The following is a 22,274-nucleotide window of genomic DNA, read 5'->3' on the forward strand; positions in this document are numbered from 1 at the left end:
TGTGAAGATTGCTGTCACCTGACATAATTGCGCTAGCTGTTTTGCACTAGCCGTCGGCGATATTCGCACGTTACGATTAACTAAATTGATTCAAAACGAGAAGGCCTTTATGACAATTTTAAAGCGTATTTTTGCACTCACTTTTGTGAGCTTACTATTAGTGAGCCAGGCGCATGCCGACGGCACCTACTATTTGTTGCGGCACGCAGAAAAACAAAAAGATGCCATCAAAGACCCGCATTTAACTGAGCGAGGGCAAGAGCGTGCTGAATATTTCGCGAAACAGTTATCGCTAGCCAATATCACTAAAATCTATGCCACTGATTATCACCGCACTCAAGAAACGGCTAAGCCGTTGTCTGACCTCTTAGGCATTGCGGTGCAATCGTATAATGCAAGTGAGTTAGAGGAGTTCGCGCAAGCTCTAGAAGCTGAGTCGGGCAACATCGTGATTGTTGGGCACAGCAATACAACGCCGGTTTTAGCGACCTTATTGAGTGGCGTCTCGGTTGATCCTATCGATGAAAGCGAATACGATAATTTATATCAAGTCGTTTCAGTTAACGGTAAGACGCGGTTAACGCGATTTAAGATATTGCCTATTGATTAAAGGGACTGCATGGTGACAAGCTTGTTGATGAGCCAAACTTCAATATTCAATAAGGCAGTGTGGTGTGAGTCGTACTCTGAATCAACCGATTAGTTATCGAGCGCTTGATTAAATGCGTTGGTAAACGCGCTGTAGTCCTCGTAGTGAGGCATGTGACCTAAGCCTTCTAGCTCAATAAGTGTCGAGTTTTTTATCATGCGCTGCGCTTCTTTTCCGAGTGATTGATAGTCGCCTAGCTCTCTCGTTACGCCGTCTTTCAGCCACGCCCGCCCGGGGCCGGTTTTGTCTCTGGTGCCAATAATTAGAAATGTCGGCTTGGTGATGTGTGAAAATTTTCCGACTATGTTTTCGGCGAAAATTGGTCCATAAGTTAATGCATTGTTCCAAGCGACAACTTCCCAGTCGTTTCCTGCGAGCATGCCTTTTAATGGTGTTAATAACTGTTCGTATTGGCTTGACCATTTGCCATCGTAGTAATTATTTTTCTGATAGGTTCTGGCTTTGTCGAGCGTTGTTGCGAGTTCTCGTTGATAGAAAAAATTGGTGTCTTTGAATTCGACATATTGGCTATAGTCTTCTAAACCAATAGGGTTAACTAGAATGAGTTTGTTTACCGAATCGCTATAATTAACGGCAAATGTAACGGCTAGCATGCCGCCCATTGAATGCCCGACCAAATCATAATTATCGATATTCAAGCTGTCCATTAAGGCTTTGGTATTCAAACTTAATTGCGCAAAACTGTATTGATAGAACTCTGGTTTCGAGGATTTTCCGAAGCCGATTTGGTCTGGGATGATCACTCTGTATTGCTTGTTTATCAGGTCTTTTGCGACTCTCTCCCAGTAGTAGCCGGAAAAATTCTTACCGTGTAGTAGCACAATTACTTTGTCCGCATCTTTGGCGCCAACATCCATGTAGCGCATTGATAGGTCTTGGTTTTGCGAGTTGAAGTTGAATGTTCGCACGTCGAACGGATAGCTAAACGCACTCAGTTCTTTGTCGTACTGAGTCAACGGCTCGGCTGATGCCACCGAGCTGAGCATCAGTGCTGTTAGCAAAATCATAAAAAGCTTATTCATTATTACTCTGTTTCGTGCGTCGCTTTGTTGTGTGTGTTTTGCTGTGCGTCGAGCTGCTAATCTAATAATAGGAGTAATGGAGCAGTAACCATATCGAACGCTTCAAGTAGCTCAATAGTGCCGGCGATTTCGCAGGCGTCGTCGATATTTTCGCAGGTTATTACCTTGTAAAGTCCGAGCGGTAAGTCGGGCATTACCACCTCGCTTGTTATACCGGCGAGCTCTAAAGTATTATCGATTTCAGCGTCGCCTATAATAGTGTCCATCGCTGTTATGACGTTGTCAGTCGACAGATAGTGCGTATAGGCGGTTACGCCTGGCGCCGGGGAGCTATTTTCGGATATCCACGAAATCGTGAGTTTACGCTCTATTCTGACTTTTACGGTTTCGCCGTTAAGATTGTCTTTGCCAGCAGCTGAAATTAATGGGCTGAGTAGCAATATGCTGGGTTCCGGGACAACATTGACGCTGCCGGCTATTTCACAATCACCTTCTTGTCCTTCGCAAGTGCCAATGTAGTAGATGCCTGGTGTAACGTCGGCAATGGCGGTTATCTTATCTATGCTGGTGAAGGCTAATGAGTTAGACACCGAAGATGTGCCTAAAGGAATGTCAAATCTGGAGATAAACGTATTATCAGAAATATAGTGAGTGAACGACGTGCTGCCATCTGTAGGCGCGCTGTTTTCCACTATCCAAGATATTCTCAAGGCATCCCCAACCGACACGTCTAGGGTTTCACCGTCGAGATTATTTTGCTCATTTGATTCAATAAGAGGGCTGAGTATCAGAAAGCTTGGCATGGCCGATGCCTGTGTGGTCAAGCCGAACAGGCCAGCCGCTAAGGCAGCTATCTGGCATAAATTTTTGATTGAATATTTCATAATGTTCCTTCTCGTTTATATTCGGTATCGGGTGCGCTAATTTCATAAGCTTAGCAAATATCGGCGGTGCTGTAGTGGGTTGGCGATTAAATGTAACGATATTGATAGTGTGTGGCTTGCCTTAAGTAGACGATACAATCGTTACTCTAAATCAGAAAGGATGTACTATTCGTAGCGAACGTCACGTACCAATCATTGTTCAAACTGCGAGCGTCTTAGATGAGCCAATTGAATTCAAAAATTATTGTCGGTAACCAAGAATGGTGTGCCTTTCCCGAGCTTGGAATTCCGGCTATTAAAGCGCGTGTTGATTCCGGCGCTAAGACTTCGTCTATCCATGCATTCAATATTCACCGCTTTCGCCGTGGCGGCCAAGCTTGGGTGAGTTTTGAGGTGCATCCGGTGCAGAAGAATCGGCGTGTGGTGATTCGATGTGAGCGGCCTTTGGTGGATAAGCGTGTTGTTAAAAGCTCTAGCGGGGTACCTGAAGCGCGCTATGTGATTAGTGTTCCAATGAAGCTCGGCGATGACCAATGGGACATTCAGCTGACCCTTGCTAATCGTGACTCAATGGGTTTTAGAATGTTGCTCGGTCGCGAGGCGATGAACGGTCGTATGATTGTTGACCCGTCGATTAAAACTGCATTGGGTGAATTTGATCAGCCGGAGCTAGATGACTTATATGGGCATGCGATAGTTAATCGAAGTGGGCTTAAGATCGGTCTTCTCGCGAGTGATCAAAGCCTTTACAGTAATCGGCGTTTAATTGAGGCCGGTCAGGAGCGCGGACACGAGATACAGTTTTTGAATATCAAGCAATGCTTTATGAAGCTGGATGCCGCTGAGCCTGAGATTCAGTATCGTGGAGGTCGTATTCTCAATGAGCTTGACGCGGTTATACCACGCATCCGACCCAGCATGACTTTCTATGGAATAGCGTTGACGCGCCAGTTTGAAAGTCTTGGAATCAAAACGGTGAATACCTCCACGGCGATTGCTCAGGCGCGTGACAAATTGCTGGCATTGCAGTTACTGCTGAAGCAGGGCGTGAAGGTTCCCTGCAGTGGTATTGCTTATTCCTCATTGGATACTCGTGATTTGATTGATATGGTGGGCGGTGCACCGTTAGCGGTGAAGCTCTTGGAGGGTACGCGGCGCCAAGGTGTGGTGCGTGCAGACGATCAAGCGGCAGCTGAAACAATGATTAACGCATTTAAGTCGCTCAGCGCCAACGTGTTAGTTCAGCCGTTTATTGGTGAAATCGACGGTAAAAATATTCGTTGTCTCGTGGTGCAAGGTAAAGTGGTGGCATCAATCGAGCATATCGCCGTAACCTCAGCCGCGAGCGGTGCCGTTCGCCGAGCACCGGAAGGCGAGCTGGTTAAGATCAGTAAGGTGGAGCGCGCCTTAGCGATTAATGCAGCGAAAGCCTTAGGCTTAGATGTTGCTGGGGTTGATTTGATTCGCTCCGATGACGGGCCATTAGTTATCGGTGTTGTGCCGTCACCGAGTATCGAAGGCGTTGAGCAAGCCACCGGTAAAGATATCGCTGGTTTGATCATTTCATCTGTCGAGAAAAAGCTGCGTTGGAAGCGCGAGATTGAATTGATTAGTTAATAATTCAGTTGTCAGTTGAGCTTGCCGAGCAAGCTGTCTTGTAATGTTATTAAGTAACATTTATACTTATTTGTATGTTGATTCGTCATCCTGCAATTATCTCTCGCATCCTGCTTCTGCTGCTCTTCGTTTGGGCGCAAGCGGCTGTGGCGGTGCACGATGTCGAACATAATTGGCATGAAAGCTCAGAGTTGTGTCAAGCGCTACAAAGTGCAGAGCACAACAAGCTAATCGCCGCACCTTGCGCCACGATCAATGTGGCGATCTCGATCAGCAACTCCTTCATGGCGCCGAGTGTACCCTCGGTCACGCCAATATTATTAGCGCATCCAGCGCGAAGTCCCCCGCTTTAATTGGTTTTGAAATTGTTAGTCGGCGTTGTGTAGCGTCGCCCAGTTTGTATGGCTTTGGCTAACGCAGTAGCGTGCTAGAGCCTAGAAAATCGATAGAGTAAATTAGAGCGATATCGGCCGTTGTGGCTGATATTCGGAGACTACCCCCTTGAAAAAAATTCTGAGTATTGTTTGTCTGAGTGCAGCTTGCCAAGCTGGTGCCCAAGAAATTGAAGAAATCGTCGTTAAAGCACATCCACTCTCTGAACAAGGCCTTGCCCAATCAACCATTGTTTTACGCGGTGATGAACTGGCGGAAAACTTACAGAGCTCGTTGGGCGAAACTGTGGCTGGGTCGCCAGGGATTCGTTCAGCCAGTTTTGGCGGCGCAGTTGGTCGCCCAGTGATCCATGGCTTGGGCGGTGCACGAGTTAAAACCACAGAAGACAGAATTGATAGCCTCGATGTATCTGTCACAAGTGGTGATCATGCCGTGACAGTGGAACCGTTCATTGCCGATCAAATTACCGTGTTAAAGGGTGCGAGTACATTATTGTATGGAGCCGGTGCAATTGGTGGCGTGGTGGACACTGAAACGGGTCGAATACCGACTGAGGTGCCAGAAGCGCCAATCTCAGGCCGTGCAGAACTGCGAGCCGGGGATAATGCTGATACGCGTACCGGAGCTGTGCGCTTAGATGGTCGGCTGAGTGACGCAGTGGCTTGGCATTTAGACGCATTTTCTAAAGAGGCGGATGATTATGAAGTCCCTGGAGAAGTAGAGTCTCGGGCGCTGCGTGCAAGCGAAGGCGAGTCATTAGAGGATGGCGAGAGTCAGTTGTTGCCTGGCAGCCGCTATTCAATTGATGGTGGTGCACTTGGTGTGAGTTGGGTGAGTGAGGTGGGCATGATTGGCGTGTCCGTGAGTAAGCTGAACTCAGATTACGGTTTGATTGGCGGACACAATCACGAACACGATGATGACCACGACGATCACGATGATGATCATGACGATCACGATGATGATCATGACGATCACGATGATGATCATGACGATCACGATGATGATCATGACGAGCATGATGATGACCATGACGAGGAGTTTGAGTTAGACGATGTTGGTCGGATTGATTTGGAACAAACTCGAGTTGATATTGAAGCGCAATTAAATGACCCGTTACGTGGTATTGAATCATTGAACTTGCGGGTAGGAATCAACGATTATCAACATAAAGAAATCGAGGCCAGCGGTGAAGTTGGTACCTTGTTTGACAATCAGGCATGGGAGGCTCGTCTCGAAGCTAAGCACGTTGCCATTGGTGGCTGGTCTGGTGTGTTAGGTGTGCAGTTGAACGATCGAGATTTTAGCGCGCTCGGCGAAGAAGCATTCGTGCCACCAGTTAACACCTCGGCAAGCGGGCTCTTCTGGGTTGGTGAAAATAATTATTCAGGTTTTTCGGTTGAAGGCGGTGTGCGAGTCGAAAGGGTTGAGCATGACCCTGAGACATCGTTGTCAGAGCGCGAGTACAACACAACTAGCGCATCGTTAGGCGTGGTCGTGCCCCAGTCTGACGCTCTAACTTGGTCGGCGTTGTTGGATTACACTGAGCGGGCTCCGAGTATTGAGGAACTGTATTCAAATGGTGCTCATTTAGCGACGCAGACGTTTGTGATCGGTGACGTGGATTTGGAGACTGAGTCTGGCGCAGGGGTCACACTCAGCACAAATTATGAGTCAGATTTATTCGATGTGCGGGCAAGCGTGTATCACACAAGGTTCAATGATTTTATCTATCAAGCTAATACGGGGCTTATTGACGATGAATTACCGGTATTTGCTTATCGTCAAGTGGACGCGGCATTTACTGGACTAGACTTAGAGCTTGGTGTGCACGTCGGACACTTTGCCTCGGGCGATCTTGATGTGACGGCTATGTTTGACACGGTTAATGCCGACCTTGAGTCTGGTTCTGGCAATTCTGAGCAAGCGCTGCCGCGAATTCCTTCAGATCGTCTTGGTGTTGGTCTGGCGTGGAGTGGTGACGCGTTTAGCGCTAAGTTGAACTATACCTACGTAGCAGCACAGCGAGATGTTGCGATCTTGGAGTTACCTACTGAGTCTTATACTGACATCAGTGCACGTCTCTCTTATCGCATGGATGTGAGCTCAACCGAAGTTACAGTGTTCTTGCAAGGACGTAATCTTGGTGACGAAGAGCAGCGCAACCATACTTCGTTTATTAAAGACCTTGCGCCAGCGGCGGGTCGTCGGATCGAAGCAGGATTGCGCTTTTTATTCTAGCGTCTGGTGACTAATTTGACGTCTAACTTGTTGAAATGCGAGTTAGGCGTCTTAGTCGGTCAAATGGTGTGAGCACCACTGCATTGCCGAGCATCACCAAAGCGAAGCCGACAAAAGTATTGTGTGTCCATGCAAAGTTTTCAAATAGGCTGCTAAGGACAATGGCGACCACGGGAAACAAGACGATTACATAGCTAGCGCGTTCTGGCCCCATGTTGCTGAGCAGTACATAATATGTTGCAAACGCAATGACGGTTCCAAATACTGATAAATATATTAGTGAAGCTAGGTAGTTGGTAGTTAGTTCAAATCCGAACTCGGTGCCGGTCAGCAGCATGATTACGCATAATGCGATCGTGCCATACAGCATGCCCCACGCATTGACTGCAAATACGTTCATGCCAGCCCTCGAATTACGTACGCTGACCATGTTGCCAATGGACGCGATAAGTGCCGCCAGCAATACCAGTCCCAGTCCGACGAGCGAGGTGCCTGACTCGTTCGCGGCGAATAGGTCGTCGCGAAATAGCGTGTAAATACCTAAGATACCGAGCCCTGAACCGATAAACACGCGAGGGCTAATTCGTGAGCCAAAAAATATTCGAGTATTGATAATGTTCATCAGCAGCATAGTCGAGAATGCGACTGAGGTCATAGCTGAGGTCAGATACTTTTGGCTGGTATAAATCACCGCGTAGTTAAGGCTGAAGTTGAACAAGGCCAGTAATACGATATAGCCGTGGTTGCGCAAGGAGAAGCGCATTGGAATACGTCGCCATAGGCAAAATAACCACATCAGGATTGCGGCAATTGCGAAGCGATACGCCACCGAAGCGAGCACGTGCACGCTGCCCAGTTGAAACTCGATGGCCAGCCAGGTTGAGCCCCATATCAAGACTGTCAGTACATATAAGGTCGCGTTTTTCATGGTTCCAGCAAGGAGTCCAGTGGCTCCATTTTCGATCAGAGCCAGTCAGTTTAGACTGTAACTCTGGCCATAACAGATACAGGTTTATCAAAATTAGACCTATACAGACTGCTGGTATATATGTCACCTAATTTCTTTATCAGCAGGCAATTTATATCGTCCGTGAAATGCAAAACTAGACGCTGCTGCGCCCAGACGACCCGCCGCCATCGGCGCGTACGCTCAGCCACACGCTAGAAGTAAGTATTCCAATTTTGAGACAGGCTTGTAGCCGGAGTGTCAGAGTTTGATTGAGGCGGTATTTGCTTCCCAGCGGCATAGCATAAGAATAGGCGTTATGTTTTTTTAGATAATCTCAAAGCTTGCTTTGTGGGCGTACCAGCTTTCGCGTAGAATGTCGCGAAAATTAGCAAACAACTACCTAAATATCTCGTTCACGTGACTGGCAAACTCTTTATTATTTCTGCACCGTCTGGTGCTGGTAAAACCAGCTTGGCGCGAGCCTTAATTGCTAACTTTGGCAATGCCACTATGTCGGTCTCGCATACTACGCGTTTGCGCCGTACAGGCGAAACAGAGGGCGTTGACTACCATTTTGTGACCCAAAGTGAGTTTTTAGGTATGGCGGATCAAGGTGTGTTTCTAGAATACGCTGAGGTGTACGGGAATTATTACGGTACGTCGCGGGTCGCCGTTCAGCGTAAATTGGATGCCGATACGCATGTGCTGTTGGATATTGACTGGCAGGGGGCTCGGCTGGTTCGAGCGCAAATGCCTGAAGCGGTTAGCATTTCGATCTTGCCGCCTTCGGTGGGCGAACTGGAACGACGCCTGCGTAGTCGAGGCAGTGACTCAGAAGATGTGATTCAAAACCGAATGCAGCAAGCTTTGGATGAGATGCAGCACTGTCGAGAGGCCGATTTCATTGTGATGAACGATGATTTTAATCAAGCTTTAGACGATTTAACACTGATACTTGCAGGTGAAAGTGATAGAATTCGTCCCCTTACGGTAGATTTGGATGAACTGCTCGCCAACTCTGGTTCCGTAGGCTAGCAATTGCCTATAAAGATTCGCGTCGGTCACGATTGCTGAACGGGTTGGTATTTATAGTAACAATGGCTAAAGCGAACTAATCTGACCTGCTGACCTCATCCGAAACGTTATATAGCGTGCCTGTCTAGCACAGACTGCGGAAAAATAGTCGAGGCCAGCAACAACCTCATCGCGTTTGGAATACGGCTAACAGCCTAAGTCTGTTGCGATGAAACATAGTGTATCTGTGCTTTAGCGTCAGTGGCCTTGATAAGCTGCGAACGCGAGTGAATAAGCGCACAATACAATGAACAAATTACTGTTATAAGATATTCAGGAGTAAATCATGGCTCGAGTTACCGTCGAAGACTGTTTAACCAATGTGGATAACCGCTTTCAGCTAGTATTGGTTGCTACCAAGCGTGCACGTCAAATTTCTTTGGGTTCCACACCTTTTGTTGACGAAGAAAACGATAAGCCAACGGTAATCGCTTTGCGAGAAATCGCTGAAGGCATGGTTACTCGCGAGATTCTTGATGACGCAGTTGAAGAAGATGTGTTTGAAGCGGTAGCCGTTGAAGAAGAAGTTGAAGAAGGCCCTGCTGAACTAGACGCGCTAACCGCTGCGTTGCAAGCTGAACTAGCCGGTGCGGCTGAGTAGTCAGTCTGCCAATTAGTGCACTCACCGAGCTACTGATTCTAGTCCTGGCAAGTTTACGACCTGCCGGGGCGATAATTCGATTTTTATAGCTCGGTCGTCAGAGTTCGACTATCACCGCTCGATGATTACCAGCACGCCTACTATTTCGAAAAGACGGTTTTTTTCGCCGTCTCCTGAGAAAGCTATTCGAGCGCTTTCCAAAGGCAAGCTCGCCGCTTATTTGTCGCAGGAAGCGATAGATGAAGTCTACCAAGCATTTCTTTTTGCTGAGCAGGCGCATCGCGGTCAAACCCGAAAATCGGGTGAGCACTATATACACCATCCGATTGAAGTTGCGACTACCTTAGCGGAGTTGCAAATGGATTCCCGCACCTTGATTGCGGCTCTATTGCACGACGTCATTGAAGATACTCCAGCAACTAAGCACGAGATTGTAAAGCGCTTTGGCGACGACGTGGCTTTGCTGGTCGATGGCGTTAGCAAGATTGGTCAGATTAAATTTGATACGCGCGAGCAGGCCGAAGCGGAGAATTTCCGTAAGATGCTGATGGCGATGTCGGAAGACGTGCGCGTGATGATTATTAAGTTGGCCGATCGCTTACACAATATGCGCACCTTGGAAAGCATGAGTGCTGACAAGAAGAAGCGCATTTCCAAACAGACCTTAGAGATTTATGCGCCGATTGCCGAGCGTTTGGGGTTGTATCACTGGGCACGTGAGTTACAAGATTTATGCTTTCTGTATCTCTATCCGAAGCGACATTCCGCGATCAGCCGAGCCATTGAGCAACGTGAAGGTAATCGAAAGCTCATAGTTGAGAAGCTACAGATATCGCTACAAGACACCTTAGATAATGCTGGTTTAGAAAACTTTTCGATCAAAGGTCGACGTAAAACTGTTTTTAGTATTTATAAGAAGATGATCAAGAAGCGGCGTTCTTTTGAGGAGCTGCACGACATCTATGGTTTTCGGATTATTGTCGAATCGGTCGATGAGTGTTACCGCGTTTTAGGCATTATTCACAACGCCTATAAACCCATTCCTGGACGCTTTGCCGACTACGTGGCGATACCGAAGGCAAACGGTTATCAAAGTCTGCATACTGTAGTGTTTGGTCCGCTTGGCGATAATATCGAAGTGCAGATTCGCACCAAAGAGATGGATCAGATTGCCGAAGCTGGGGTTGCCGCGCACTGGATATACAAAGCTGGCGACACTCAGCATAATAGTTCAAACCATTTGGCTCGCCAGTGGTTGTTAGACTTGCTTGATCCGGCGCACCAGACTGGTAACGCGGTAGAATTTTTAGAGCACCTGAAAACCGACTTATATCCCGACGAGGTCTACGTTTTCACGCCGAAAGGCGATATTAAGAAAATGCCGCGTGGTTCAACGGCGCTGGACTTTGCGTATGCGGTGCACACGGACGTTGGTAATCATTGTACTGGGGCGAGAATTAATCGAGCGCTTGCATCGCTGCCAACCTTGCTGAATAACGGCGATAGCGTCGAGATTATCACCTCAAAAAGTTCATGGCCAACCACCGCGTGGCTTAGCTATGCGGTTACGGCAAAAGCACGGACACATATTCGCAACTTCCTGAAGCAACAGACTAAAGAAGATGCGCTAAAACTCGGTAAACGCTTATTGGCCGGTGCAACTAAGCAGCGTTTGTTTGGTCGTCGCAAGATCCCTGCGGCAGTGAAAACCAAACTGCTGGACGAGTTGAACCTAGATAATTGGTCCGAGTTATTGATCGACGTCGGTTTAGGTAAACGCTTGCCCGACATGATTGCACGCCAGATTGCGCAGTTGTCGGACACTAAAGTCGAGGGCAAGGTGCTGGGGCAAGAAGCCTTAGTGATTAGAGGTTCCGAAGGATTGCCAGTGACTTATGCTCGTTGTTGTTGTCCGGTGCCAGGCGATTCCATTGTGGGTACATTTACAGCTGGTCATGGCTTAGTTGTACACACGTCCGATTGCCCCAATATGGCCGAGCTACGTAAGCAGCCTGAGAATTGTTTGATGGTCGATTGGGATGAAAATCTTGATCGAAATTTCCAGGCTAAAGTACAAGTTAAGCTTAATCATGTTACTGGAGCATTTGCCGGCGTTGCGATGGCGATTGCCGAAAACGAATCAAATATCAATCATGTTGATTTACATGATGGGTCCGGTGCCGTGCGGCAGATGGATTTTGTAGTAGATGTAAGAGACCGCGTACATTTGGCGCGGATCATTAAAGCGATTTATCGCGCGCCGTACGTTATCAAGGTTACGCGCCAGAAAGGTTAAACCGATTTGCCCTGAAGGCACACGCTAGTTGTGAAAAGTCGCTGCCGGTGCCAAAATGGGCGACATGAACAAAACTATTATCAGTACTGCTCACGCCCCAGCTGCAATTGGCGCCTATTCACAGGCTGTCAAAGTTGGTCAAACCGTGTATGTTTCCGGCCAAATTCCGTTAGACCCAGTTACCATGGAGATGGTCGGCCCCGATTTTGACGAACAAGCTACGCAGGTATTTACTAACTTGCTAGCAGTTGCGCAGGCGAGTGGTGGCACTTTGGCGAATGCGGTAAAACTCACTATTTATCTTACTGACCTAGGAAATTTTGCAAGCTTAAATGAGATTATGGCGCGCTTTTGTGACGAGCCGTTTCCAGCACGGGCGGCGGTACAGGTCAGTGCGTTACCTAAGAATGCTCAAATCGAAATAGACGCGGTATTGTGTCTCGATTAGCTAGACTCCGGAATTTTCACGCAAATGGAGATTGCGTATGGCGCTTGCATTAATTGATCCTGTAACCGAATTAACCGGGGTAGGGCCGCAATTAGCCGGCAAACTTGAGCGATTGCATGTGCGTCGAGTTCAGGATGTGCTGTTTCACCTTCCACTGCGCTATGAAGATCGAACTCATGTTACAGAACTTGGTGCGTTGCTGCCTAATTTATCGACAGTGGTGATCGGTCAGATCGATGTGGCGCAGGTGGTGTTTGGTCGGCGCCGTAGTCTATTGGTGCATATTAGCGATGGCACTGGTAGCCTGACAATTCGTATGTTCTATTTTAACCGAGCACAGGAAAAGAGCTTTCAACGAGGCTTATGGGTTAAATGTTTCGGTGAAGTTCGGCCGGGTTTAAAAGGCTACGAAATGATTCATCCGGAGTACCGAATTTCAGCCGATGAGCCGGAGGGCGGCTTAGATTCCACACTGACACCGGTTTATCCGACTACCGAAGGTGTGAGTCAAGCGCTGTGGCGTAAGCTAACCGATCAAGTGTTAGCTGGCGCGTTGCAAAACGTTGATGAGTTAGTCGCCATTGAGTGTCTGCCTGCTAAGTTTCAGGCGGCCTACGAGGCGGCGACATTGCAAGAGGCACTTAAAGCTCTGCATCGCCCCCAAGCTGGCGTGGATTTAGCTGCCATGCAACAAGCTGGCAGTGCCGCGCATCAGCGATTGATTATCGAAGAGTTATTGGCGCACCATTTTAGTATTCGGCGATCCCGTTCATTACGCGCTCATGAGCAAGCGCCTGCCATGCGCAAGGATATTGACTTGGAGAATCGGTTTTTAGCGAACTTGGGTTTTACGTTGACTGGAGCGCAAACTCGAGTCAGCCAAGAAGTTGCGCAGGATTTGGCTAATCAAAGTCCAGCGATGCGGCTGATTCAAGGCGATGTCGGCTCCGGTAAAACCGTGATTGCCGCGATGGCTATGTTACAAGCCGTGAGCGCGGGAACCCAAACCGTGTTGATGGCACCGACAGAGTTGTTGGCCGAGCAACATTTTAGAACGTTAAGTGACTGGTTTGGAGCGCTCGGTATTAGTATCGGCTGGTTAGCCAGTAAAACTCCGGCTAAAGAAAAACGCCAGACGTTAGAGCAATTAGCCTCCGGTGAGTTATTGGTAGCGGTTGGAACTCATGCGCTGATTCAAGAGTCAGTGGTGTATCAAAATTTAGGCTTAGTGGTAATTGATGAACAACACCGTTTCGGCGTTGAGCAACGCTTGGCGCTACGCGCTAAGACTCCGGCCGGTAAGGTTCCGCACCAACTCGCCATGACCGCCACGCCAATTCCTCGAACCCTCGCCATGACATTTTATGCAGACCTTGATGTTTCAAGCATTGACGAATTGCCTCCTGGCCGAAAAGTAGTCGAAACCGTGGTAATACCGGCCGCCTCGCGGCGAGATGAAGTAATAGAACGGGTTCGACAAGCTTGCCAACAAGGTCGCCAAGTGTATTGGGTATGTCCGCTGATCGACGAATCTGAGGTGCTGGAAGCGCAAGCAGCAACTGATACCGCTGAGGAGTTATCTAAACGATTAAGCGGTTTGCGTATCGGTTTGGTGCACGGTCGTTTGAAAAGCAAAGAAAAAGAGTTGGTGATGTCACATTTTCGCGCTGGTGAAGTAGACTTATTGGTCGCAACCACGGTGATTGAAGTCGGCGTCGATGTGCCGAATGCCAGCTTAATGGTGATCGAAAATGCAGAGCGTATGGGGTTGGCGCAATTGCATCAGTTGCGCGGACGAGTTGGTCGTGGCAGTGAACAATCTTTTTGCTTGCTGCTGTATCAGCAACCGCTAAGTCAGCATGCCAAAGCGCGATTGAAAACCCTGCGCGAAACCAATGACGGGTTTGTGATTGCGGAAAAAGATTTGGAAATCCGTGGTGCCGGCGAGCTACTTGGCACACGCCAAACCGGTAGTATCAGTTTTAAAGTGGCTGACCTCATTCGGGATCAACATTTATTGCCGTCAATTGAAGGTATAGCGGTTGCGGTTGAGAAAACTACGCCGCAGAATGTCGATGCCTTAATTGAACGCTGGGTTGGCACCAAAGAAGATTATGTTAACGCCTAAGTTTAGTTATGCGTAGCCGCGCCTTTTTTGCAGTAACTTCGCTCCGGTATGCGCACTCGCCAAGCTCAGTGTATATTCACAGTTAGACTTTCGGTTTACTTGCTAAGCAATTATCTATTCATGACTCAAATTTCTCATTACCTCTCGTTGATGCGCTTCGATAAGCCAATTGGTTGGTTGCTGCTAATGTGGCCGACTTTGTTAGCGTTATGGATTGCGTCGGCGGGTCAACCAAGTGCAAAATTTTTCTGGATATTCAGTCTTGGTGTGATTGTTATGCGTTCAGCAGGTTGTGTGATCAATGACATCGCGGACCGAAACTTCGACCCTCTAGTAGAACGCACACAGTCTCGACCGATTGCCGCTGGCCAGGTAAGTGTGCGTGCTGCTCTGCTGTTGTTCGTCGGCTTAGGCGTTATAGCCTTAGGCTTATTGTTATTGCTGCCAATGCGTGTTTGGCCATGGTCGATTCCGGCAGTAATAGTGACCATCGCTTACCCATTTATGAAGCGTTTTATTCAAGCGCCGCAGCTGGTTCTCGGTATCGCCTTCTCGTTCGGCATTCCAATGGTCTATGTGGCTTGCGACCATCCATTTGACTTGGTGTTTTGGTTATTGGTGTTGAGTAACTTTCTGTGGGTATTGGTTTACGATACCGCCTATGCGATGTCAGATCGCGAAGATGACTTAACAATTGGTGTTAAGTCTTCGGCTATCTATCTTGGTGAACACGACCGAACTGTTATCGGCCTATTGCAGGTTGTTGTGCTACTAATTTGGTTGTCGATCATGTGGTTACTAGAGCTATCGCCGACCTTCTTATTCAGTTTGCTGCTAATGGCGGGATTGTTTGTTTATCAGCAATGGTTGTTGCGCCACCGTGAACGGCAAGCCTGCTTTCAAGTGTTTTTGAATAATGCATGGGTTGGTGGGCTGCTCTGGGTTGGTTTGTTGACCGCGTTTTAATTGGTAAACGAAAATCCGCTGGCGATCAGATGCTTAGCAACGGTGTAGCCTGGCTTATAGCGCTCCGACCAAATTAGCAGCGCTAAAGCGCTAATCGAGATTAAATCAACCGATAAGCGAAGTCGTTTAATCAAGGTTTCTCTCCTGAGTTGTGGGTTTCGCTTTAAGTAGAAACATCCCTGTGACACAGCTTCCATTAAGTAAATTATGCCGCGCTAATATGGGGGAACAATGTGCCGTGTATGGTGTTGCGTGAGTAAATCATGTGTTATTAGTCGCAGTATCTGCCATACGTTTTACAGCGCTCTTTGCCGGCTAGGATTCGGAATAGTTTTTATTTGTTTAACCCCTTTTTGCGTTGGCATACGATAGAACTAGTAACGAAGATCAACTAACGGTCACACTCATGCGTCGATGGACCCGAAAATTTATGCGAGATGAATCACTCATGGCGGCGTATGCCAAAGGTGATGCAATTGCATTTGATGAGTTATACGCACGGCATAAACATGCCGTTTTTCAGTTCTTGAGACGGCAATGCCCAAGCGTGCAGGTGTGTGAGGAACTTGTGCAAGACACATGGTTGGCAGTGATACATGGCGCGCCAAACTATCAGCCGACGGCGCAATTCAGAACATGGTTGTACCGAATGGCACATAACCGTTTGGTTGATCATTGGCGGCGTTTCGGTAGCTCCTCAAACGTGTTGTTCGAAGAGTTGAGTGACGCGCTGGCGGTATTGCCTGATACCACAACTCGGGAAATTGAGCTGGATGATTTATTGCTTCAGCTTGAACAACTGCCGCAAGAGCAAGTTGAAACCTTGCTACTAAAGACCGCCGGATTTAGCCATACCGAAATTGCCGATATTACGTCGACCAAACCTGAGACAGTAAAAAGCCGATTGCGCTACGCCACGCAACGTTTGCGTGTTTCAATGGGAGTAGCTTCATGACTGAACAACATATCAATCAACTAAAGTATTTGTTGGAGCAAGATCGCGCGACAACGAATTCAGCGGAACTCGATGCAACCATTCTAGCTGCCGCTCACCTACAAGCTGAGCAATATACCAAGCAGCGACCGCGACGACCGTTGTTCCAATTGCTCAATTTTCTGCGGCCAATTAGTCTGGCGATAGTAATGACCTTCGGGATTTTACTCGCGATGGGGCATTGGTTAGCGGTTGAACCTGTTGCGCCGATCGCGCAACCCAATACCAATAGACTGCCGTTTGACACAAATGGCATTGAGCAGGATGCCACCGAATCTCACCAAGAGCGCATACTGCCACCGCAATTTGTTGCTGCGCAGCCGCAGCCAATTGACACGCAGTACGACCGCGACCAAGTGCTTAAGATCTACCCGTTGCCAGATACTCGTATGGTGATAGCTAGCATGCAGTTCGAGCTTGAACATCAACGCATTGCGGCGACCGGCAATATAGAATTGGCGCTGAATGAGATCAACCTGATGATAAAGCAGGGGCAACTTAATGACGCGCGGCAGCGATATGACACGTTGCGTGATGAATGCCGCTACTGCGGATTACCTAGCTCACTCGAAGTCTTGGTACTCAATCACCAAACCGATGCTACTCGGCCAGGCTCTGGTACTGGATGACGCACGTGTAAATTCGAGCGAGTTCAACATAGCTCTCGACTAGCTTTGTCATTGCTCAACTAACTTTTCTTTCCACTTAATCGTGCCGTATACAGCGGCCAACAGGAGGTTACCATGCAGGTACTTCGTAGGATTACTTTGCCTTTTATAAACGCATCACTGATCACAGCTGGCTTGTTTTTATTGATGTATTCATTGGTTCACATGGAGGAACCCGAGCTGCTAAAGGCGATGCCTTCGCCGCTATTTACGTTTGCTAACGTGCCCGAGGATGATAATGTGATAATCACTATACCCAAGCCACCTGAACCGAAATTAGTTGAGCCCCTACCTGATTTGCCAGCTCATCCTGTTGCAGAGATCACCGATGAGGGGTTGCCGGCACAATGGACTGAGTACTCACCGCCAACGGTCGAAGGTAGTCAGCTCGCGATAGCTGATGGACAACTCACCTTAGTCTTGGGGTATCCGCCGGTCTATCCTAACGGAGCCTTAACACGCAATATCGAAGGATTCGCAGTCGTTGGTTTCAGTGTGAGTCAAGCTGGTGAAGTATTTGATGCGTATATTCTAGAGTCTGAGCCGGCTGGCGTGTTTGACCGATCTGCACTACAGGCCATTAGCAAGTTCCGATATCGCGCTCGTAATGTCAATGGCAAGCCGGTTGCCAGTGACGGACAACGTTATATGTTTAGCTATGAAATCGACTGAGCCTGGTCACTGTATACAGCAATTATGCGTACCCTCATATAGCTCAGGTGTGGCTAGCTACTGGGCCAGTGTAGGATTGCTCGAACGCCGCTGGAGGTATTTTCAATTGTGACGTGACCGCGGTGTAACTTCATTATCTCTTTCACAAAACTTAGGCCTAAGCCGGTGCTTTTACTCGCACCGGATTTGGCTTGTGAGCTGGGCAATGAGAAGAAGCGGTCAAACACTTTGCTAACGGCGAAGTCTGGAATAAGTTGGCCTTGATTAACGATGGTCACTTGATAGCGCTCCGGTTGGTGGCTCAGCTCGATCGAAATCACTCCTCCAGCAGCACTAAAGGCAATCGCATTATCGACCAAGTTTGCAATTGCTTGACCAATCAAGGTGCGGTCGCCCTCGCATGGAAATGTTTGCTGATCGTTAAACTCTACTTGTAATTTATGGGCGTCAATCAACGGCGATCGTTCTTGTAATAAACGACTAATGGTCGGCACTAAATCAAATTTTTCACGTGCGACTAGCTGGGTTAAGCCTTCAAGTTTGGCAAGTGACAGCATACGGTCAACGAGGCGTGACATACGCTGATTGGAGATCCGGATATTGTTTAAGAATCGCTCGCGGTCGGCATCCGGCATCTCCTCTGACAACAGTTCAATTGCTCCGTGAATGCTGGTGATCGGCGTTTTTAGTTCGTGAGTAAGGCTGTGAATATAATTTTCTACGTACTCTTTGCCGTCTAATTGCGTGCGTAAATGCGAAATGGCTGAAGTCAACTCGGCTAAGCGAGCGTCGCGCAGCGTCGGCGGTGATACCTGTTTGCCGTCGGCCATGTTATTCGCATAACGTGCGATCTTGTTTAGTGAACTGGTAAACCAAAGCGATAACACATAGCCTAGGCTAAGTGCCAAGGCCAGCAAGATAAAGGCGTAACGTTGTAACTGTTTGGTTTCGGTAAGTAAATGTCCTTCCAGACTGGCGATCGGCTTAACGATGCTAACGACGCCAATAGTGGTTTCTTTTAGTTTGATCGGTGCGGCGACAATCATCACTTTTGGGTCATCTGGCTCGCTAAAGCGGCGATCGATATACGAGGTTCGTGCGCCGTATTCGCCCTGCAAAGTAAGCTTAACGTCGCGCCACCGCGAGAAGTCTTGGCCCATATGTTGGCCGGTTGAGTCAAACACAATTATGCCGTCGGCATTCGACACATAGATTTGTGAATCGACAGATGTCTTGGTGACTTGGTAGATTTTGGCTTCAAACTCGCGTTGTCGCAATCGTGTCATTACCCTAGTTAATTCGTCACTCGACAACGACACGGCGGCATTATTCGAGAGTGCGTCGGTTGGTAGGTTTTGCGCAATCTCGTCTTCAATGAAACTTGCTACAAGGTGCGAGAGATCGACTAATACACTTTCGGCGGATTGACGCATGCCATCATTGAGTCGCTCTATTGCATTGTCCAATGTAAACCAAATCAAGCTTCCGAGAATGACAAAGTAGATCGCAAACGCGCGTAGTCCGTAGCTAATTTTCAAGGTAAGTGTTTTGAGAGTAAGGAATATGATTGCGAGTAATCGCGTTAATTTGAAACCCAAGCGTTAGCGGGGCTAACCTTTAGACCTCCAAACTATAGCCAAAACCGCGATGCGTCACGATGAACTCTTGGTGAGGATTTAGTGACTTTAGTTTGGCACGCAAGGTCTTAATATGAGTATCAATTGCTCGATCGTCGGAAGGATGATTGCTTGACCAAATCTGTTCAATTAACTGACGGCGGCTGAACACGCGACTCGGTTGACTCAAAAAAGTCGCCATTAATTGATACTCAGCTCGGGTTAGGTCTAATGTTTCGCCGGCGTGCAATATGATGCGTTGTTCTGGGCGATGCTCGAATGCTGATGGTGCTGTTTCGTTGGAATCCGTTTGTCGTTCTAAGCGTTTGAGAATCACTTTAACGCGGGCGACTACCTCCCGAGGGCTAAACGGTTTGCATACGTAATCATCGGCACCGATCTCCAGTCCGACAATTCGATCAATCTCTTCACTGCGCGCGGTTAGAAAGATGACCGGAACATCGCGCATAGGACCATCCATTTGGCGAATGGTTTTTAGCAACTCAAAGCCATTAGCATCCGGCAGACCAACATCTAGCAGGCAGAGGTCGACCGAGGATTGTGACAGAGTGGCGAGCGCCGCTTCGCCATTGGCAACCCAAATCGGCTCAAAGCTTTCTGATGACAGTGCATAGGTTAAGGTGTCGGCGATCTCTTTTTCGTCTTCGACGATTAAAACAGTGTGATTCACGCATGCTTCCTCAGCGTATTAGTTTCAGCCCACACGCTATTCGTTTTGCTCGTGTTTGGCAAGAAATTCAAAAAATAGTATGCTGGTGCGGATATTCAGCAAATCTCTTCCGTGCGAGGACGAACTATGCGTTCCATTTTGGTTGTTAATCCCAAGGGTGGTTGTGGCAAAACGACGATTGCCACTAACCTAGCTACTTACTATTCGGTTTGGGGGATGTCGACGGGTTTAGTAGATTTGGATCCGCAACAATCGGCCATGGATTGGTTGAGAGTTCGTCCAAAGTCAGAAAATCCAATTCAAGGGTTTAACGGGCTCAAAGGAAAGATTTACCCAAAGCCGGACACTGAGCGGATGATTTACGATTGCCCGGCTCGAACCAATACGGCTAAAGTGGCGAGTTTGATTAAACAGGTTGATGTGGTGATCATTCCAGTGATGCCAAGTGCGATCGATATGCGTGTGGCGGCTAAGTTTATTGCGGATATTGTTAGTCGTGTGCGTAAAAGTAATCAGCATGCAGTTATGGGCGTGGTGGCTAATCGTACTCAGAAAAATTATCAAAGTTACACGGCGCTGTTAAGTTTTTTAAAGGCGCTCGACGTGCCCTTTGTAGGAACCATTCGTAACTCTCAGCACTATGTCAAAGCCGCGGATACTGGCGTTGGTATATTTGAAATGGAATTAGCAGACGTCAAGGCCGACATGAAAGAATGGGAGCCGATTATTAATTGGGTAGAGGGCAAGCGCGTTCTCAAATAGGTGTAGCTCAAGCGCTATTTAGCGTCGCGCAGATAATTTACATTTTATCGACACTTTGTTTTTCGACAGTGTTGTATTCTATTGTTTGTTTATTAAAAAATTATTTGCCTTGAGGTTATTCATGAGCCGAACTACTGTCGCTCGCTGTGTCGTGTCCATTGGACTGAGTCTGTTTTTAATTGGTTGCGCTACCGACCCAGTTACTGGTCGGCCGACCCTTGCTCGCTCTGAAAGTTGGGAGATACAGCAAGGCGCACGCTATCACCAAGAGATTCTGAAACAGTATCAAGTTTATGATGATCCTGAGCTACAAGCTTACGTTAATGATGTTGGGCAGAAGTTGGCGGCTAAAAGTCATCGGTCACACCTCAAGTTCACATTTACCGTTCTCGATAGCCCAGAAGTAAATGCCTTTGCCCTACCGGGCGGCTATGTATACGTTACACGTGGCATCATGGCGTATATGACCAAGGAGTCGCACCTCGCTGGTGTGATTGGGCACGAGATTGGCCACGTGTCAGGTTTACATGGTGCCGAACGTGCCGCGCAGCAACCGCTTGTTACTGGGGCTACGTTAGTTGTTGGCGTGGCGACCGGCAGCGGTGACTTAATGCAAGCGTCGCAGATGCTTGGTGGCGCACTGCTAAGCGGTTATGGGCGTACTCAAGAGCTTGAGTCAGATGGGCTTGGCGCTGAGTACATCGCGCAAAATAACTATAATCCCGAAGACATGATCGACGTGATCGGGATTCTGAAAAACCAAGAGTTGTTTGCACGTCAGAAAGCGGCCGATGAAGGCGTTGCCTACCAAGGTTACCATGGTTTGTTTTCGACCCATCCGCGCAACGATCAGCGCCTGCAAGGAGTGATAAAAGCGGCTGAAAAATACCGAGACCTATCTAAGCCTGAGCCGGACGATGGCGAGTTCTTACGCCTAACAGACGGGCTGGCTTATGGCCAGAGTGAGAGTCAGGGCATCGTACATGGCAACAAGTTTTATCATAAGGCGCTCGATTTATTTGTGGAGTTCCCCGATGGTTGGCAGGTGATTAACGGTCAAACTGCATTAGGCGCGGTCTCACCGGATCGTTCACAAGTGGTGCAAATGCATATGGATTCGATTGCGCCTCCGGTTGATGCTTCTGGATATTTAAGCACTAAGTTTACCGAGTTCCGCAATGGTCAAAGCGTGGCAACATCCGAAGACCAAGCGTTGGCTGGTGTGGTCACGGTAACCGACGCGAGTACTGGGCAACGTACCAATCAATTGGTCAGCATGGTGACGCGTGGCACACAAGCATTTGTGATTGCAGCGGCCGGTAAGACACAATTACCGGATCAAGCATTTTTATCGGTAACTAAAAGTGTTCGGCGCTTAAAATCCAGCGAAATGAGCCTAGCTGAAGGGCGCTCGATCAAGGTGGTCACAGCACAACGTGGTGATACGATTGCATCGCTGGCCGCGCAATCAAATCTTGATAAGTACCAACAAGAACAAATCCGCCTTATTAATAATTTGTACCCAGATGGTGAGCCCAGACCAGGTCAGCGCATTAAAGTCGTTAAGTAGCGCAGAATTTTA

The 22,274-nt window shown here is 48.1% G+C and carries 20 protein-coding genes and 1 pseudogene; 15 read left to right on the forward strand and 6 right to left on the reverse strand.

The genetic code is table 11. From position 1 onward, the window contains the following. Positions 1-109: 109 nt before the first annotated feature. Positions 110-610, forward strand: a complete 501-nt coding sequence (locus DFR28_RS16615; protein WP_113955509.1) for a SixA phosphatase family protein — start codon at positions 110-112, stop codon at positions 608-610. A gap of 89 nt (positions 611-699) precedes the next feature. On the opposite strand, the gene DFR28_RS16620 is transcribed toward DFR28_RS16615, so the two are convergent. Beyond that, a complete protein-coding gene (locus DFR28_RS16620) occupies positions 700-1,692 on the reverse strand; it encodes an alpha/beta fold hydrolase (RefSeq protein ID WP_113955510.1) in 993 nt (330 codons plus the stop codon). A 56-nt stretch (positions 1,693-1,748) separates the two neighbouring features. Further along, positions 1,749-2,576 (reverse strand): hypothetical protein, encoded by an 828-nt coding sequence (locus DFR28_RS16625; protein ID WP_113955511.1) that lies wholly within the window; start codon positions 2,574-2,576, stop codon positions 1,749-1,751. A gap of 219 nt (positions 2,577-2,795) precedes the next feature. Between DFR28_RS16625 and DFR28_RS16630 the strand changes: the two genes are divergently transcribed. The 3 genes from DFR28_RS16630 to DFR28_RS16640 all read left to right on the forward strand — a co-directional run bounded on the left by DFR28_RS16630 (position 2,796) and on the right by DFR28_RS16640 (position 6,827). Then, positions 2,796-4,193, forward strand: a complete 1,398-nt coding sequence (locus DFR28_RS16630; RefSeq protein WP_113955512.1) for a RimK family alpha-L-glutamate ligase — start codon at positions 2,796-2,798, stop codon at positions 4,191-4,193. A 74-nt stretch (positions 4,194-4,267) separates the two neighbouring features. Then, positions 4,268-4,546, forward strand: a complete 279-nt coding sequence (locus DFR28_RS16635) for a hypothetical protein (RefSeq protein ID WP_113955513.1) — start codon at positions 4,268-4,270, stop codon at positions 4,544-4,546. 148 nt (positions 4,547-4,694) lie between these two features. Next, entirely contained in the window at positions 4,695-6,827 is a 2,133-nt protein-coding gene (locus DFR28_RS16640; RefSeq protein WP_113955514.1) for a TonB-dependent receptor, read from the forward strand. A 22-nt stretch (positions 6,828-6,849) separates the two neighbouring features. Here the strand turns inward: DFR28_RS16640 and DFR28_RS16645 are convergent, their stop codons facing one another. Beyond that, positions 6,850-7,755 carry a DMT family transporter gene (locus DFR28_RS16645; protein ID WP_113955515.1) on the reverse strand — a complete coding sequence of 302 codons (906 nt, stop codon included), beginning with the start codon at positions 7,753-7,755 and terminating at the stop codon, positions 6,850-6,852. A 438-nt stretch (positions 7,756-8,193) separates the two neighbouring features. On the opposite strand from DFR28_RS16645, the gene gmk reads away from it, so the two are divergent. The 6 genes and pseudogenes from gmk (at position 8,194) to ubiA (ending at position 15,289) form a co-directional block, all read left to right on the forward strand. After that, positions 8,194-8,811 carry a guanylate kinase gene (gene gmk, locus DFR28_RS16650; protein WP_113955516.1) on the forward strand — a complete coding sequence of 206 codons (618 nt, stop codon included), beginning with the start codon at positions 8,194-8,196 and terminating at the stop codon, positions 8,809-8,811. A 325-nt stretch (positions 8,812-9,136) separates the two neighbouring features. Then, a pseudogene (rpoZ, locus tag DFR28_RS16655) lies at positions 9,137-9,346 on the forward strand (DNA-directed RNA polymerase subunit omega); the annotation flags it as partial. 226 nt (positions 9,347-9,572) lie between these two features. After that, positions 9,573-11,747, forward strand: a complete 2,175-nt coding sequence (locus DFR28_RS16660) for a RelA/SpoT family protein (protein ID WP_113955518.1) — start codon at positions 9,573-9,575, stop codon at positions 11,745-11,747. A 64-nt stretch (positions 11,748-11,811) separates the two neighbouring features. Beyond that, a complete protein-coding gene (locus DFR28_RS16665) occupies positions 11,812-12,195 on the forward strand; it encodes a RidA family protein (RefSeq protein WP_113955549.1) in 384 nt (127 codons plus the stop codon). Between the two features lie 37 nt (positions 12,196-12,232). Then, positions 12,233-14,323 carry an ATP-dependent DNA helicase RecG gene (recG, locus tag DFR28_RS16670; protein WP_113955519.1) on the forward strand — a complete coding sequence of 697 codons (2,091 nt, stop codon included), beginning with the start codon at positions 12,233-12,235 and terminating at the stop codon, positions 14,321-14,323. A 120-nt stretch (positions 14,324-14,443) separates the two neighbouring features. Beyond that, positions 14,444-15,289, forward strand: coding sequence for a 4-hydroxybenzoate octaprenyltransferase (gene ubiA, locus DFR28_RS16675; RefSeq protein WP_113955520.1), 846 nt, complete (start codon positions 14,444-14,446; stop codon positions 15,287-15,289). Here the strand turns inward: ubiA and DFR28_RS19750 are convergent. After that, the gene (locus DFR28_RS19750; RefSeq protein WP_170132150.1) at positions 15,286-15,423 is read right to left on the reverse strand and encodes a hypothetical protein; all 138 of its coding nucleotides are present in this window, start codon (positions 15,421-15,423) and stop codon (positions 15,286-15,288) included. The genes ubiA and DFR28_RS19750 overlap by 4 nt on opposite strands. A 272-nt stretch (positions 15,424-15,695) precedes the next feature. On the opposite strand from DFR28_RS19750, the gene DFR28_RS16680 reads away from it, so the two are divergent. The 3 genes from DFR28_RS16680 to DFR28_RS16690 all read left to right on the forward strand — a co-directional run bounded on the left by DFR28_RS16680 (position 15,696) and on the right by DFR28_RS16690 (position 17,623). After that, the gene (locus DFR28_RS16680; RefSeq protein ID WP_113955521.1) at positions 15,696-16,244 is read left to right on the forward strand and encodes a sigma-70 family RNA polymerase sigma factor; all 549 of its coding nucleotides are present in this window, start codon (positions 15,696-15,698) and stop codon (positions 16,242-16,244) included. After that, on the forward strand, positions 16,241-16,912 hold the full coding sequence (locus tag DFR28_RS16685; protein WP_113955522.1) for a hypothetical protein: 672 nt from the start codon (positions 16,241-16,243) through the stop codon (positions 16,910-16,912). Before DFR28_RS16680 ends, DFR28_RS16685 begins: the two co-directional genes overlap by 4 nt. 114 nt (positions 16,913-17,026) lie before the next feature. Then, complete coding sequence (locus DFR28_RS16690; RefSeq protein ID WP_113955523.1) at positions 17,027-17,623, forward strand: energy transducer TonB; 597 nt, start codon at positions 17,027-17,029, stop codon at positions 17,621-17,623. 53 nt (positions 17,624-17,676) lie between these two features. Here the strand turns inward: DFR28_RS16690 and creC are convergent, their stop codons facing one another. Both creC and creB read right to left on the reverse strand, forming a co-directional pair. Continuing rightward, positions 17,677-19,161 (reverse strand): two-component system sensor histidine kinase CreC, encoded by a 1,485-nt coding sequence (creC, locus tag DFR28_RS16695; protein ID WP_170132151.1) that lies wholly within the window; start codon positions 19,159-19,161, stop codon positions 17,677-17,679. Positions 19,162-19,240: 79 nt separating this feature from the next. Further along, positions 19,241-19,930, reverse strand: a complete 690-nt coding sequence (creB, locus tag DFR28_RS16700; RefSeq protein WP_113955525.1) for a two-component system response regulator CreB — start codon at positions 19,928-19,930, stop codon at positions 19,241-19,243. A 126-nt stretch (positions 19,931-20,056) separates the two neighbouring features. On the opposite strand from creB, the gene DFR28_RS16705 reads away from it, so the two are divergent. Together DFR28_RS16705 and DFR28_RS16710 are read left to right on the forward strand one after the other, a co-directional pair. Continuing rightward, on the forward strand, positions 20,057-20,692 hold the full coding sequence (locus DFR28_RS16705; RefSeq protein WP_113955526.1) for a ParA family protein: 636 nt from the start codon (positions 20,057-20,059) through the stop codon (positions 20,690-20,692). A gap of 121 nt (positions 20,693-20,813) precedes the next feature. Next, positions 20,814-22,262 (forward strand): M48 family metalloprotease, encoded by a 1,449-nt coding sequence (locus DFR28_RS16710; RefSeq protein ID WP_113955527.1) that lies wholly within the window; start codon positions 20,814-20,816, stop codon positions 22,260-22,262. Positions 22,263-22,274: the final 12 nt, after the last annotated feature.

This window comes from Arenicella xantha (genome assembly GCF_003315245.1).
Lineage (GTDB): Bacteria > Pseudomonadota > Gammaproteobacteria > Arenicellales > Arenicellaceae > Arenicella > Arenicella xantha.

Coding starts and splice junctions, on each gene's coding strand:
- DFR28_RS16615 (WP_113955509.1), top strand. CDS start 110: ATGACAATTTTAAAGCGTATTTTTGCACTCACTTTTGTGAGCTTACTA.
- DFR28_RS16620 (WP_113955510.1), bottom strand. CDS start 1,692: ATGAATAAGCTTTTTATGATTTTGCTAACAGCACTGATGCTCAGCTCG.
- DFR28_RS16625 (WP_113955511.1), bottom strand. CDS start 2,576: ATGAAATATTCAATCAAAAATTTATGCCAGATAGCTGCCTTAGCGGCT.
- DFR28_RS16630 (WP_113955512.1), top strand. CDS start 2,796: ATGAGCCAATTGAATTCAAAAATTATTGTCGGTAACCAAGAATGGTGT.
- DFR28_RS16635 (WP_113955513.1), top strand. CDS start 4,268: ATGTTGATTCGTCATCCTGCAATTATCTCTCGCATCCTGCTTCTGCTG.
- DFR28_RS16645 (WP_113955515.1), bottom strand. CDS start 7,755: ATGAAAAACGCGACCTTATATGTACTGACAGTCTTGATATGGGGCTCA.
- DFR28_RS16660 (WP_113955518.1), top strand. CDS start 9,573: ATGATTACCAGCACGCCTACTATTTCGAAAAGACGGTTTTTTTCGCCG.
- DFR28_RS16665 (WP_113955549.1), top strand. CDS start 11,812: ATGAACAAAACTATTATCAGTACTGCTCACGCCCCAGCTGCAATTGGC.
- recG (WP_113955519.1), top strand. CDS start 12,233: ATGGCGCTTGCATTAATTGATCCTGTAACCGAATTAACCGGGGTAGGG.
- ubiA (WP_113955520.1), top strand. CDS start 14,444: ATGACTCAAATTTCTCATTACCTCTCGTTGATGCGCTTCGATAAGCCA.
- DFR28_RS16680 (WP_113955521.1), top strand. CDS start 15,696: ATGCGTCGATGGACCCGAAAATTTATGCGAGATGAATCACTCATGGCG.
- DFR28_RS16685 (WP_113955522.1), top strand. CDS start 16,241: ATGACTGAACAACATATCAATCAACTAAAGTATTTGTTGGAGCAAGAT.
- DFR28_RS16690 (WP_113955523.1), top strand. CDS start 17,027: ATGCAGGTACTTCGTAGGATTACTTTGCCTTTTATAAACGCATCACTG.
- DFR28_RS16705 (WP_113955526.1), top strand. CDS start 20,057: ATGCGTTCCATTTTGGTTGTTAATCCCAAGGGTGGTTGTGGCAAAACG.
- DFR28_RS16710 (WP_113955527.1), top strand. CDS start 20,814: ATGAGCCGAACTACTGTCGCTCGCTGTGTCGTGTCCATTGGACTGAGT.